Genomic DNA, 13686 nt, shown 5'->3' on the forward strand with positions numbered 1-13686 from the left:
GCGTGAGTGCGTCGATTCAGCCCGATGTCCCGCCGTCCGGCACCGGTTGTGTGGAGTGCCTCGATTCCGGCGGCTGGTGGGTCCACCTGCGCCGATGTGCGCAGTGCGGGCACATCGGCTGCTGTGACACCTCCCCGTCGCAGCACGCCACGGCCCACTTCCGGGAGACCGGTCACCCGGTGATCCAGTCGTTCGAGCCCGGCGAGGACTGGTTCTGGAATTTCGAGACCGAGGAGGGCTTCAACGGCCCTGAGCTGGCTCCGGCGCACAGCCGGCCGGAAGGTCAGCCGACCCCTGGCCCGGCCGGCGCGGTTCCCGACGACTGGCGGTTCAAGATTCACCGCTAGGACTTGATGTCCCGTTTGCAACCCGATGGAAACCCAGCAAACGGGACAAAGGCCTTTTCTTACCCTCAGGTGATCCGGCATGCGGCCGAAAGTGTTTGCAGTCGGACAACCGTGGGGGGAAGATGCTAGGCCTGGAAAATATCGGCACAGCCAAACGGCTGGGCATCATCGTCGCCACGGGCGCGATCACACTCGGCGGTATGGGCGCCATCGCCCTGATCGGCCAGGATCAGGTGGCTGATCAGGGTCTCAAGGTCAGCCAGCTGATGTGCGGCTCCGCGGCCCTGAACCACCTGAACAACCGTCAGAGCGAGTTGAAGGTCGACGCCTACCGGGCGGCCCTCGGCCAGGACGTCTCCCAGGACGTGGTGGACGACATCCAGTCCTCGGTCGATGCTTCGGCAGCAGTCTTCGAGTGTGGCCTGCCGGCCGCGATCACCGACCAGTTCAAGAGCTACTCCGGCGATTTCGACGACTTCAGCGCGTTCATCAAGAAGTTCGTGGACGACGGCGTCGCCGACCCGAAGTCGGTGGCGAGCCGGATCGACGAGATCCCGCCGATGAACAACAAGACCGACGACGAACTCGACGCGCTCACCGAGCTCGTCGAGGGCCAGATCGGCACCGAGAAATCGGACATGGACAAGGCGATCTCGTCGACCCGCTGGACCGCGATCGCGGTCATGCTGGTCGGCCTGGCCCTGCTGATCGGCATGGCGATCCCGATGGTCCGCTCGATCCTCGGCCCGATCCGCAAGATCGGCAAAGTGATCGACGCCCTCGACAACGGCGACCTGACCGAGCGCAGCGGCATCACCAGCCGCGACGAGCTCGGCACCATGGCTCAGGGCCTGGACCGTACCCTCGACAAGCTGCGCGAGTCGATGGTCACCATCGCCAAGGACTCCGACGCCCTCGCGACCGCCTCGACCGAGCTGGCCGCGGTCTCCGGCGAGATCGCCGCCGCGGTCGACAACACCGACCGGCAGAGCTCCTCGGCCGCGGCCGAGGCCGACGAGATCTCCCGCAACGTGCAGAGCGTCGCGGCCGGCTCGGAGGAGATGGGCCTGTCGATCCGGGAGATCTCCCGCAACGCCGCCGACGCCGCCCAGGTCGCCTCGATCGCGGTCTCCGAGGCCGCCGCGGCCACCGAGACGATCCGTAAGCTCGGCGAGTCCTCGGCCGAGATCGGCAACGTGATCAAGCTGATCACCAGCATCGCCGAGCAGACCAACCTGCTCGCGCTGAACGCCACGATCGAGGCCGCGCGCGCCGGTGACGCCGGCAAGGGCTTCGCCGTGGTCGCCTCCGAGGTCAAGGACCTGGCCCAGGAGACCGCCCGTGCCACCGAGGACATCGGCGCCCGGGTCAACGCGATCCAGCAGGACACCGGCGGCGCGGTCGAGGTCATCAACCGCATCTCCGAGGTCATCGCGCAGATCAACGACTTCCAGACGACGATCGCCTCGGCGGTCGAGGAGCAGACCGCCACGACCGGCGAGATGTCCCGCAGCATCGGTGAGGTGGCGGCCGGCTCGAACCGGATCGCCGCGAACATCAACGACGTCTCGGCGGCCAGCGGCGCCACGGTCAGCGGTGTCAACCAGACCCGTGAGGCCAGCGAGGAGGTCTCCCGGACCGCGGAGGAGCTGCGCACCCTGGTGAGCGCGTTCAAGTTCTGATCTCGTACGTCACGAGGGGCCGGTCGCCGTGCGCGACCGGCCCTTCGCTCATGTCCGGGCGTTCCATGCCGATGGAAGGTCCATGCGCACGGAGACCGTCCAGCGGGAGGCGGCGGCTCTCGACGACACGCTGCTTTCCCGGCGGCGGATGGTCGAGGCCGCCGCTCTGGTGGCGCGGTTCATCGGCATGGTGGTCACGCCGCTCTACGGCCTGGGCGACAGCGGGATCGGCCCGACGACGGTCGATCCGGTCCTCACCGCCGCGTGCATGAGCGGCACGGCGGTGATGGCCGCGGCGAGTGTGCTGTCCGTGCTCGGTCTCCGGCGGCCCGGCTCGCGGTGGTACACCCGGCTCAGCGTGCTGCAGGTCGTGCTGGACACGCTGGCCTTGGTGCTCTTCGTGACCTTCAGCGAGCGGTACACGTCGCAGCCGACCTGGCCGCTGCTGAGCCTGTCGATCGCCATCGCGGCGATCCGGCACCAGCTGCCCGGCGCTCTGGCGATCTGGGCGATCACCTCGGCGTCGCTGCTGGCGATGCCGCTCGACCCCGGCGAGCTTCCTGGTGCGACCTGCCTGAACATCATGATCGCGGTGATCACCGGCGCGCAGGCCAGCGCGTTCCAGCGCCAGCTGACCATGCTCCAGCAGGTCCGGCGCGAGCTGCAGCATCAGGCGTCGCACGACAATCTCACCGGCCTGCCGAACCGCGCCCGCCTCGCCGATTGCGCCGAGCAGTGGACCAGCCGCCGGCTGGCCGTGCTGCTGCTCGACCTCAACGGGTTCAAGCAGGTCAACGACGGCCACGGCCACGCGGCCGGGGATGCGCTGCTGCACCGGGTGGCGCAGCGGCTGACCGCCGTGATCGGCCCGGACGACGTGGCCGGGCGGCTGGGCGGCGACGAGTTCATGGTGCTGCTGCCGGATGCCGGCGCGCAGGCCGCCGCCGAGGTGGGCGAGCGGATCCGGGAGGCCGTTGCGCGACCGGTGCCGATCAGCGACGGGCGGGAGGTGACCGTGGGCGTCAGCATCGGCGTGGCGCTCCGTCCGGCCGGTGGCAGGGCCGATCTGGACATGCTGACGGCGGAGGCGGACGCCGCCATGTACCGGGAGAAACACGCCGGACGGGCGGCATGATTCACCATCTGACGTTCCGCGTGCCGGGCGTGCCGTTCCGCCGCTGGCGGCGTTGAGCCCCACGTATGCCCGTATGGCGTTGACCGCAAAGGCACACGCGGCGCAGGCCGCGGTCAGACGCCGCCCAGCCGGGCCGGTCCGGCAAACGGTCCGGCTGGGCGGCCCCATCCCGGGCCCAAGTCAAGATCAAGACCACGATTCCAGGATTTCCGGTACGGTCGCGGCCCGGCACGGTTCCGGGACGCTTGCCGGCGTACGCCCGAATCGCGGCGCCGGAGCTGGTTGCAGCGTCCCGCCGACCTCGACGAACGTGGACCGCGCCCGGTTGTGCGGATGCGCCGGGGCCTCGGCCGGGGTGAGCACCGGGCTCACGCACGCGTCGAGTCCCGCGAAGGTCTCCGCCCACTCGTCCCGGGTCCGCGCGGCGAACCGTTCGGTGAACACCTGTCGCAGTTCCGGCCAGCGCCGATGCTCGAACTGCCCCGGCAGGTCCGGGTCGTCCTCGAGCCCGAGTCCCGTCAGCAACGCCGCGTAGAACTGCGGTTCGATCGCCCCGACGGCGAGGTGACCCCCGTCCGACGCCCGGTACGTGTCGTAGAACGGCGCCCCGCCGTCGAGCAGGTTCTCCCCGCGCCCGCCCCGCCACATCCCGTCGTCGATCATCCCGCGCAGGAACGTGGTGAGCAGCGCCGACCCGTCCACCATCGCGGCGTCGACCACCTGACCCCGCCCGGAACGCTCTCGTTCCAGCAGCGCGGCGAGCACCCCGACGGCGAGGAGCATGCCGCCCCCGGCGAAGTCGGCGAGCAGGTTGATCGGGGCGTGCGGGCGCTCGCCGGAACGGCCCAGCGGCTCCAGCGCACCGGCGACGGCCAGGTAGTCGATGTCGTGACCCACCGCCGCGGCGAGCGGGCCGTCCTGCCCCCAGCCGGTCATCCGCCCGTACACCAATCGGGGGTTGATCTTGTGGCAGGTCTCCGGGCCGAAGCCGAGGCGTTCGGCGACGCCGGGGCGGTAGCCCTCGACCAGCACGTCGGCCTTCTCGGCGAGCGTGAGCAGACCGGTCAGTCCGTCGGCGGTCTTCAGGTCCAGGCTGACCGCCCGCCGGCCGCGCTGCAGCGGACCGGGCGGCGGAACGAGCGGTCCGGCGCCGCCGGGGCGGTCGACGAGCACGACGTCGGCGCCGAGGTCGGCCAGGACCATGCAGCCGAACGGGCCGGGCGCCAACCCGGCCAGCTCGACCACCCGGATCCCGCTCAGCGCGGTCATGCTGTGCCTGCCTTGGGCATGTGCTCCTGGCCCTCGCCTGCGAGGCCGTCGGCAAGTGCGGCCGGCGGCCGCTCGGTGCAGTCGCTCATGCTGTGCCTGCCTTGGGCATGTGCTCCTGGCCCTCGCCTGCGAGGTCGTCGGCAAGTGCGGCCGGCGGCCGCTCGGTGCAGTCGCTCATGCCGGGGTGAACCGCTCGCCGTAACGCGCGGCCAGTTCGGAGGCCCGGCCCTTGAAGTCGGGGTGCTGCTCGACGTACCGGATCACGCCGCCGGTCCAGGCCGGGAAGCCGATGCCGAGGATCGAGCCGATGTTGCCGTCCGCGTCGGTGCGCAGCACGCCTTCCGCGCGGCAGCGCAGCGCGTCGAGGGCTTCGCTGAACAGCAGCCGTTCCTGCAGGTCCTCGAAGGGCACGGCGCGGCCCTCGTCGGTGGCCAGGTCGGCGAGCCCGCTCCACAGCTTCTGACGGCGCCCGTTCTCGTACGCGTAGAAGCCCTTCCCCGACGACCGCCCGGCCCGCTCGTGGTTCTCCAGCATGTCCTGCACGAGGGCGTGTGCCTTCTCGTAGCCCGCGTTGACCCCGGCCGCCAGGTAAGCCTTGTGGATCTTGCCCATCAGCGTGAGCGTCACCTCGTCGGCCAGCGCGAGCGGCCCGGTCGGGTAGCCGGCCTGCAGCGCCGCCTGCTCGACCGACGCGGCCGGCACCCCCTCGGCGACCATGGTGACCGCCTCGTTGATGAACTGCCCGATCACCCGGCTGGTGAAGAAGCCGCGCCCGTCGTTGACCACGATCGGCGTCTTGCTGATCCGGCGGCCCAGGTCGAAGGCGCGCGCGATCGCCGCGTCCGACGTCTGCTCGCCGACCACGATCTCCAGCAGCGGCATCTTGCCGACCGGGGAGAAGAAGTGCATGCCGATGAAGTCGGCCGGGCGGGACACGCCCTGGGTCAGGCCCGTGATCGGCAGCGTGGACGTGTTCGAGGCGAGCAGCGCGTCCGGCGCGAGCACCGGCTCGACCTCGGCGAACACTCGGTGCTTGAGCTTCGGGTCCTCGAAGACGGCCTCGATCACCACGTCACAGCCGCGCAGGTCCTCCACGTCGGCAGTCGGCGTGATCCGGGCCAGCACGCCCGGGTCACCGTCGGTGACCGCACGCTGCGCCGCTTCCAGCGAGACGTCCTTGACCACGACTTCCAGGCCGGCGCGGGCACACGCGTACGCGATCCCGGCGCCCATCATCCCGGCCCCGAGCACCGCGACCTTCGTGGCCGGGGCGACCTCGACCTGCGGGCGGGCCGCGCCGCCGTTGACCGCCTTCATGTCGAAGAAGAACGCGCCGATCATGTTCTTCGCGATCCGGCCGGTGAGCAGCGTGATCAACCGCCGCGTCTCGATCAGGAACGCGGTATCGACGTCGACCTGCGCGCCCTCCACCGCGGTCTCCAGGATCGCCTCGGGCGCCGGCATCCGGTTGCCCTTGAGCTGCTTGCGCAGGGTCGCCGGGAACGCCGGCAGCTGCACGGCGAGCTTCGGGGTGGCCGGGGTGCCGCCGGGCATCCGGTAGCCGGGCCGGTCCCAGGGCTGGGCCGCGTCCGGGTTCGCCGCGATCCACTCCTTCGCCTTGGTGATCAGCTCCTCGGGCGTGGTGACGACCTCGTCGATCATGCCGGCGTCCCGGGCCGCGGCCGGCTTGAGCCGCTTGCCGGTGAGCAGCCAGGTCATCAGCGCCGGGGCGATGCCGAGCATCCGGACGGTCCGTGTCACGCCGCCCGCCCCGGGCAGCAGACCCAGCGTGACCTCGGGGAAGCCGACGCGGGTGCCGGGCGCGTCGAGGGCGATGCGGTGGTGGCAGGCGAGCGCGATCTCGAAGCCGCCGCCCAGGGCCGCGCCGTTGATCGCGGCGACGACCGGGCGGCCGTAGGTCTCCAGCCGCCGCAGGTCCCGTTTGATCGTGCCGAGCAGCTCGAACAGCGCCGGCGCGTCCTCCGGGCGGGCCCGGCTCATCGTCGGCAGGTCGCCACCGGCGAAGAACGTGCTCTTCGCGCTGGCCACGATCACGCCGGTGACCTGCTCCTTCTCGGCCTCCAGGCGGTCGAGGGCGGCGGTCATGGCGGCCACGTAGGTGGCATTCATCGTGTTCGCCGATTGGTCCGGGTCATTCATCGTCAGCGTGACGATGCCGGCGTCGTCCTTGTCGTACGCGATCACGCGAAGTCTCCAACCCGCTCGATGACGGTCGCGACGCCCATGCCGCCGCCGATACAGAGGGTGACCACGGCTCGACGCAGGTCGCGCCGTTCGAGTTCGTCGACCACGGTGCCGACCAGCATCGCTCCGGTCGCGCCGAGCGGATGTCCCAGAGCGATCGCGCCGCCGTTCACGTTCACCCGCTCCGGGTCCAGCTTCAGGTCACGGATGTACTTGAGCACCACGGCCGCGAACGCTTCGTTGATCTCGAAGAGGTCGATGTCCGAGATCTCGAGATCCGCCACCTCGAGCGCCTTGATGGTCGCGGGCGTCGGCCCGGTCAGCATCAACGTCGGATCGGCGCCACTCACCGCCGCTCCGACGATCTTGGCCCGGGGCCGGAGCTGCAGCTCCTGCCCGATTTGTGCCGATCCGATGGCGACGAGTGCCGCCCCGTCCACGATGCCGGACGAGTTGCCCGCGTGATGGACGTGGTCGATCTCCTCCAGCCAGTGGTACTTCTGCAGCGCCACCGCGTCGAACCCGGCCTGCTCGCCGATCGACGCGAACGACGGCTTGAGTTTGCCCAGCCCGGCGCGGGTGGTGTCCGGCCGCGGGTGCTCGTCGACGGTCAGCACGTCCAAGCCGTTAGGGTCGCGCACCGGCACGATCGAGCGGCTGAACGCGCCCCCGGCGATCGCCTTCGCGGCCCGCTCCTGCGACTGGATCGCGTAGCCGTCGACGTCGTCCCGGCTGAACCCCTCGATCGTCGCGATCAGATCGGCGCTGATCCCCTGCGGCACGAAGCTCGTCGCGAGGGCGGTCTCCGGGTCCAGGAACCACGCCCCGCCGTCCGACCCCATCGGGTTGCGCGACATCGACTCGACGCCGCCGGCCAGGATCAGGTGCTCCCACCCCGACCGGATCCGCGACGCCGCCTGATTCACCGCTTCCAGGCCGGAAGCACAAAACCGATTGAGTTGTACGCCACCAGTGGTGTCCGGGAGTCCCGCGACGAGTGCCGCCGCGCGGGCGAGGTCGCCGCCCTGCTCGCCGATCGGTGTGACGATGCCCAGCACCACGTCCTCGACGCGCTGCGGGTCGAGCCCCGGGTTCCGTTCCCGGATCGCGTCGATCAGGCCGGTGACCAGGGTGATCGGCTTGGTGCCGTGCAGCGCGCCGTTGTCCTTGCCGCGCCCGCGGGGCGTGCGGACCGCGTCGTAGACGTATGCCTCGTTCTGCGGGTTCACCTTTTGTCTTCCGCCGCGGGCAAGCTCAGAGGACACGGGCGATCAGCTCCTTCATGATCTCGTTGGTGCCGCCGTAGATCTTCTGCACCCGGGCGTCGGCGTACATCCGGGCGATCGGGTACTCGGTGGTGTAGCCGTACCCACCGAAGATCTGCAGGCAGCGGTCCACCACCTCGCACTGTCCCTCGGTCAGGTAGAGCTTGGCCATCGCGGCCGTCGCCACGTCCAGTTCACCCCGGTGGTGCCGGACGATGCAGTCGTCCAGGAAAACTCGTGAGGCGCGGGTCCGGGTCGCGCACTCGGCCAGCACCATGCGGGTGTTCTGGTGACCCACGAGCGGTTTCCCGAAGGCAGTTCTTTCTTTCGCGTACGCCGTGGCCAGCTCGACCGCGCGCTGCATCGCGGCCACCGCGCCGACCCCGATCACCAGTCGCTCCTGCGGCAGCTGCTGCATGAGCTGGTAGAAGCCGGTGTTCTCGGCCTCGACCCCGCCCAGGAGGTTCGCGGCCGGCACCCGGAACTCGTCGAAGAACAGTTCCGCGGTGTCGTTGGCGTGCAGCCCGATCTTCTCCAGGTTGCGTCCCCGCCGGAAGCCGGGCGCGTCCTCGTCCAGCTCGCAGACCAGCAGCGAGATGCCGTGGGCCTTGGCGGACTGATCGGTCTTGACGGCCAGGACCAATAAGTCCGCCAGATACCCGTTGGTGATGAAGGTCTTCGACCCGGTCACGAGGAAGTCCTCGCCGGTCCGGACCGCACGGGTCCGGATCGCCTGGACGTCCGACCCGCCGTCCGGCTCGGTCATCGCGATCGCGCCGATCAGCTCGCCCGAGCAGAGCTTCGGGAGCCAGCGGCGCTTCTGCTCCTCGGTGCCGTACGCGTTGAGGTAGCCGGTCACGATGCCGCTGTGCACGGCCAGACCCAGGCTGCCCTCGCCGGCCAGCTGCTGTTCGTGCAACATCACCGCCTCGTGGGTGAAATCGCCGCCCCCGCCGCCGTACTCCTCCGGGATCGAGAGGCCGAGCAGGCCGAGCTCGCCGGCTTTCCGGTAGTGCTCCCGGTCGGGATGGCCCTGCTGTTCGAGGCGGGCCGCGTGCGGCACCACCTCCTTGAGGAAGAAGGTCCGGGCCATCTCGGCCAAGTCGTCGTGTTCCGGCTTGCGCCACGGCTCGGCATAACCGTCCAGTCCAGGCGTCGACATTGACACACCCTCGATCACTGTTGGCGCTGTGTCAACAAGGCGGTGATGAATTGGCGCGATCCATCTGTTTCGGCGATCGGAAGATCGACGGCACCTCGATCTCGCATCCCGATGAATCGAGGTGCCGTATGGTCACGAACGTGTCGTCAGCAGCAACGCCGCCCAGCCCGGTCGCCGGGGCGCTGCGCCCGCCCGTGACCCGCGGGCGCCGGCTGGAACCCGACGCGCGGCGCGAGCAGATCCTCTCCGTGGCCGTGCGACTGTTCGGCGAGCGGCCGTACGCGGAGGTCTCCACCACCGACGTGGCCCGGGACGCCGGCGTCGCCCGGGGCCTGGTCAACCACTACTTCGGGACGAAGAAGGAGCTCTACCTCGAAGTCGTCCGGGTGATGCTGACCGTGCCCGGGGTGGCCCTCTCGCTCCTGCCCGCCGGCAGCCCGGCCGAGCGGGCCGACGCGATCGTCGGCTGGTTCCTCGACGTGGTCTCCCGGCACAGCACGTCCTGGCTGGCCGCGATCACCGCCGGCGGGATGGCCGGGGACGCCGACGTCGACCAGGTGATCGCCGAGGCGATCGACGTGGCCGCGGAGAGCATCCTGACCGCGACCGGCCCCGGCGGGGAACCGGGGGAGGCGCTGCGGGGGATGGCGCGGGCCTACGTGGGGATGGCGACCTACACGGCGCGGGAATGGCTGCAGCGGGGCGCGCTGACCCGGGAGCAGGTGCACACCCTGCTGACCACGACACTGATCACCATGGTCGAGAAGGTGTTCCCGCAAGCGACCTGACCAGGGCTGAGTGCGTCGCGCACCGTCCTCAGCCGGCCTCGACCGGCTCGGGGCGTGATGCGCTCCGGCGGCGTATCGCCCAGATGCCCCCGCCCGTGGCGAACCCGATCAGCGCGGCGAGGAACGCTCGGTCCGGAATCGTTCCGGCGTTCGCGACCAGGCCGAAGACGGCGTGGCCGACGGTCGCGCCCAGGGCGGCGGCCAGCAGGTGGGCGGGCGACCAGGCGGCGCTCCAGCGGTGCACCAGAACGGCGGTGACGGCGACGATCGCCGCGGCGGCGGACATCGGGGCGAACACCCAGGCGCCGTGGGTGAAGAACGACTGCGTCGCGCCGGCGAACGGGAAGAGCAGCGCGACGAACCCGAACCCGGCGGCGCCGGTCACGACGGCTACGGCCGTGGGGGAGGGAACCCTCGTCGGGGTTTCCGGGAGGCGGGCGGGCTCACGGCGTACGCGCAGAGCGGTGACCGTGAGCAGCAGCGCGACGGTGAGAATGACAGCGGCCGGGACCAGCGGCAACCTGTAGTCCGGATCCTCCGCGGGCAGGACCGCGACGTGCACCAGCAGCGCACCCAGCACGGCGACCACGCCGGTGACGATGAGCCCGCCCCGGCGCAGGTACGGCTGCCGTCCGTGCCCGGCGAACAGCAGCTCGGTCAGCAGGATCGGGATCGTGATGCTGAAAACCGGGTGGTAGACCAGGTTCAGCTCGGTGTAGGCGCTGTTGACGCCGAACAGCCGCGGCGCCCAGTCCGCCGCGTGGTAGATCGTCGGGCTGGTCAAACTCTGCAGGACCAGGCCCTCCTCGACCAGGCCGTAGGCGAGCCCCAGCAGCAGCATCGCCGGAACGCCGCGGCCGGAACGCCGGGTCACCTCCCGGATCAGCAACGCACTCGCGCCGTAGATCGGGATGAAGACCGGAAACACCCAGAGCTGCCGCAGCGGGATGTTGCCCAGCATCAACTCGGCGACGACCGGCGCGAGCAGGATCAACGTCCACGCGGCGCGCCGGTTCCGCGGGCGGGCGTCGGCCGGGAGCGGGGCGTCGAACGCGGACCGCACGGTCCGCAGGTTCACCGTGACCGTCATCGCGGCCAGGAGCAGCAGTTGGACGGCCTCGACGATGCGCAGCCAGGGCGGGTACTCGGCGCTCAGCAACAACCAGCCGACACCGATCAGGCCGACGACGGAGATGATGCGGACGCGGCGCAGCGCCCGCCGATCGCCCCTCAGCAACTGGCGCACGAACCGGGCGTAGAGCAGGGCCACGACGAGGATCGGCAACGGTCGGGTCCACAACGTCCGGGACAACGCCGCCGGGTCCGCTGCCGGATGATGTACGTGCTGGTAGGCGAGAATCGGGCCGTGCAGGAACAGGGTGATCAGCGCGAAGATCACGCTGATCGCGAGGTTGGTGACGAGCAGGGCGACGACGGTCTTCTTGGTCATGCCCTGACGCTAGGAATGTCGTGACCGCCGATCCTCCGGCGTCAGCATGGTCTTCGGTCTACGACTTCAGGATGACCTCGGCCGGACCACCCCCAGGTCGTAGGCGAGGACGACCGCCTGCACCCGGTCCCGCACGTCCAGTTTGCGCAGCACGGCCGAGACGTGCGTCTTCACGGTCGCCTCGGTCACGGTCAGACGCGTGCCGATCTCCGCGTTCGACGCACCCCGGGCCAGCAGCTCCAGAACCTCACGTTCGCGGCCGGTCAGCCGGTCCAGGCGCACGTCGGCGCCCGGCGGAGTCATGTCCGCGGCGACGAAATGATCCAGCAGGCGGCGGGTCGCGGTCGGGGCGAGGAGGGCCTCGCCGCGGGCCACCACGCGGATCGCCTCGACCAGGTCGGCCGGGCGGACATCCTTCAGCAGGAAGCCGCTTGCCCCGGCCCGCAACGCGGCATAGAGGGACTCGTCCAGGTCATAGGTGGTCAGCATGATCACGCGAGGCGGGTCCGGGGTTGCGGTGAGCCGGGCGGTCGCGGTCAGGCCGTCCATGCCGGACATCCGGACATCCATCAGCACGACCTCGGGCCGCGTCTGCGTCGCGAGCCGCAACGCCTGCTCGCCGTCGCTCGCCTCGCCGACCACCTCGAGGTCGTCCCGCGCCTCGATGATCATCCGGAAGCCGACCCGGACCAGCGCCTGATCGTCCACGATCAACACTCGGATGCTCAACCGTCCACCCCCGTGCCCATCCCGTCGTCGCCTTTGCCCGCCCTGTTCACCCGGCCGGCTGCTTCCCCCCACGGGAGTCGGGCTCGGACCCGGAAGCCGTTGCCCTGGTCGCTCCCGGCGGTGAGGGTGCCGTTGAGCAGGGCCGCGCGTTCCCGCATGCCGCGGATGCCGGTGCCGGGCGTGCTGCCGGCCCCGCCGTTCCCGTCGTCGCGCACCTCGACCTCCACCTCCGTCCCCGTGACGTGGATCAGGACCTCGGCCTGCTCGGCGCCCGAATGCCGCAGCGTGTTGGTCAGCGCTTCCTGCACGATGCGATAAGCCCCCAGTTGCACCCCGGGCGGCGGTTCCCCCTCACCCTCACGCCGCACCGTCACCGCCAGCCCGGCCCCGGCCATGATCCTGGCCAGCCGATCGACCTCAGCCAGCCCCGGTTGCGGCGGCATGTCATGCCAGCCCGCGCTGTCCTGCTCCCCGTCCGGCTCCCCATCGCCCTCGCGCACCGTCCGCAGGAAGGTCCGCAGCTCGGCCAGCGCCTCACGCCCCGCCGCCTCAGTGCGCCGGATCGCCTCCCGCGCCTGACCCGGGTTGAACTCGAAGACGTCGTCAGCCGCCGCGGCCTGCACCACCATCACCGTCACCGTGTGCGACAACACGTCGTGCAGCTCCCGCGCGATCCGGCCGCGCTCCTCCAGAACCGCCTGCCGCCGCTCCGCCTCCCGCCGCGCGCCACGGGCCCGCCCCAGCGCACCCCAGCTCCACGCCAGCAGCGCCGCCGCGAGCCACCCGCCGGCGAGCAGCCACCGCCCCTGCTCGGTCGCCGGCCCAGCACCGGCCCCCAGCCACCGCCCCTGGCCGGTCGCCGGCCCACCACCGGCCCACAGCCACCGAGCCCGCACCGCGGCCGGCACGCACACCGCGACAATCGTCCCGCCCAGCGCCCACAGACTCTCGGCGGCCGGTTTCGCCCACGCATACGTGCACAGGACCACGAACGCCAGCCCGGCCCCGACCCCCGGCACCAGCAGTTGCAGGACCGCGCCAGCCGCCAGAATCCCGCCCGTGACCAGGCGCGGAGCCTGCCCCAGCCACCACAACGCCGCGACCTGCCCCGCCGCGAGCCCGATCGCGACGACCCGCCCCAGCCCTGGTGCCGGCCCGGCAACGTCCTGCCAGACCACGGGGGAGACCAGAATCGCGGCCAGCACCAGAAGCCCCCGTCGCCACCGCGGCGAGAGCCGAGCCTCGTAGCCGTCCCCCATGCCTCCGGACCCTACTTCCCACCCCCGGCACAATCCGCCCCGTCACCTTCGAGCCTCCTCGGCCGGCGCTCAGAGGTGCACCAGAGCCGCCGAGGCACCCCGGCGCGCCAGCCGAACAGCCTCGGCTGGTCCGGAGCGGTGCTTCACACTGCCGAACGCACCCTTCAGCCCTGGCCGAGACCGCAACCCACCGGGCCGCGGCGCCTCGCTCGCGGCGTCCGCTTCCCACGCGGCGTCCGCTTCCCACGCGGCGTCCGCTTCCCACGCGGCGTCCGCTTCCCACGCGGCGTCCGCTTCCCACGCGGCGTCCCGCGTCCCGTGCGGCTTCCCGCGCTCCGCGTCGCTTCCCGCGCTAACCCGCGCCCCCACAAGCTGGATTTGATTGCCTAGCCTCC

Annotated in this window: 11 protein-coding genes; 4 read left to right on the top strand and 7 right to left on the bottom strand. The window is 71.0% G+C overall.

Translation table 11 applies throughout. The annotated features are described in order from the left end of the window. Positions 1 to 2 precede the first annotated feature (2 nt). From ACH442_RS41135 to ACH442_RS41145, 3 genes are all read left to right on the top strand, one after another. On the top strand, positions 3 to 347 hold the full coding sequence (locus ACH442_RS41135; protein ID WP_396343563.1) for a UBP-type zinc finger domain-containing protein: 345 nt from the start codon (positions 3 to 5) through the stop codon (positions 345 to 347). Between the two features lie 200 nt (positions 348 to 547). Next, positions 548 to 2029 carry a methyl-accepting chemotaxis protein gene (locus ACH442_RS41140; protein ID WP_396343564.1) on the top strand — a complete coding sequence of 494 codons (1482 nt, stop codon included), beginning with the start codon at positions 548 to 550 and terminating at the stop codon, positions 2027 to 2029. An 82-nt stretch (positions 2030 to 2111) separates the two neighbouring features. Next, positions 2112 to 3164, top strand: a complete 1053-nt coding sequence (locus tag ACH442_RS41145; RefSeq protein WP_396343565.1) for a diguanylate cyclase domain-containing protein — start codon at positions 2112 to 2114, stop codon at positions 3162 to 3164. A gap of 186 nt (positions 3165 to 3350) precedes the next feature. Here the strand turns inward: ACH442_RS41145 and ACH442_RS41150 are convergent, their stop codons facing one another. The 4 genes from ACH442_RS41150 to ACH442_RS41165 form a co-directional block, all read right to left on the bottom strand. Then, positions 3351 to 4433 (bottom strand): CaiB/BaiF CoA transferase family protein, encoded by a 1083-nt coding sequence (locus ACH442_RS41150; RefSeq protein WP_396343566.1) that lies wholly within the window; start codon positions 4431 to 4433, stop codon positions 3351 to 3353. Between the two features lie 174 nt (positions 4434 to 4607). Next, the gene (locus ACH442_RS41155; protein WP_396343567.1) at positions 4608 to 6638 is read right to left on the bottom strand and encodes a 3-hydroxyacyl-CoA dehydrogenase NAD-binding domain-containing protein; all 2031 of its coding nucleotides are present in this window, start codon (positions 6636 to 6638) and stop codon (positions 4608 to 4610) included. After that, positions 6635 to 7867, bottom strand: coding sequence for an acetyl-CoA C-acetyltransferase (locus ACH442_RS41160; protein WP_396343596.1), 1233 nt, complete (start codon positions 7865 to 7867; stop codon positions 6635 to 6637). Before ACH442_RS41160 ends, ACH442_RS41155 begins: the two co-directional genes overlap by 4 nt. Before the next feature lie 25 nt (positions 7868 to 7892). Beyond that, positions 7893 to 9065: an acyl-CoA dehydrogenase family protein gene (locus ACH442_RS41165; RefSeq protein WP_396343568.1), complete on the bottom strand. Its 1173-nt coding sequence runs from the start codon at positions 9063 to 9065 to the stop codon at positions 7893 to 7895. A 140-nt stretch (positions 9066 to 9205) separates the two neighbouring features. On the opposite strand from ACH442_RS41165, the gene ACH442_RS41170 reads away from it, so the two are divergent. Next, the gene (locus tag ACH442_RS41170; RefSeq protein ID WP_396343569.1) at positions 9206 to 9853 is read left to right on the top strand and encodes a TetR/AcrR family transcriptional regulator; all 648 of its coding nucleotides are present in this window, start codon (positions 9206 to 9208) and stop codon (positions 9851 to 9853) included. A 28-nt stretch (positions 9854 to 9881) separates the two neighbouring features. On the opposite strand, the gene ACH442_RS41175 is transcribed toward ACH442_RS41170, so the two are convergent. The 3 genes from ACH442_RS41175 to ACH442_RS41185 all read right to left on the bottom strand — a co-directional run bounded on the left by ACH442_RS41175 (position 9882) and on the right by ACH442_RS41185 (position 13291). Then, entirely contained in the window at positions 9882 to 11303 is a 1422-nt protein-coding gene (locus ACH442_RS41175) for a hypothetical protein (RefSeq protein ID WP_396343570.1), read from the bottom strand. 66 nt (positions 11304 to 11369) lie between these two features. Then, positions 11370 to 12032 carry a response regulator gene (locus ACH442_RS41180; RefSeq protein WP_396343571.1) on the bottom strand — a complete coding sequence of 221 codons (663 nt, stop codon included), beginning with the start codon at positions 12030 to 12032 and terminating at the stop codon, positions 11370 to 11372. Further along, entirely contained in the window at positions 12029 to 13291 is a 1263-nt protein-coding gene (locus ACH442_RS41185) for a sensor histidine kinase (protein ID WP_396343572.1), read from the bottom strand. The genes ACH442_RS41180 and ACH442_RS41185 overlap by 4 nt, the downstream gene beginning before the upstream one ends. Between the last annotated feature and the right edge of the window lie 395 nt (positions 13292 to 13686).

This window comes from Actinoplanes sp. NPDC020271 (genome assembly GCF_044388125.1).
Taxonomy (GTDB): domain Bacteria; phylum Actinomycetota; class Actinomycetes; order Mycobacteriales; family Micromonosporaceae; genus Actinoplanes.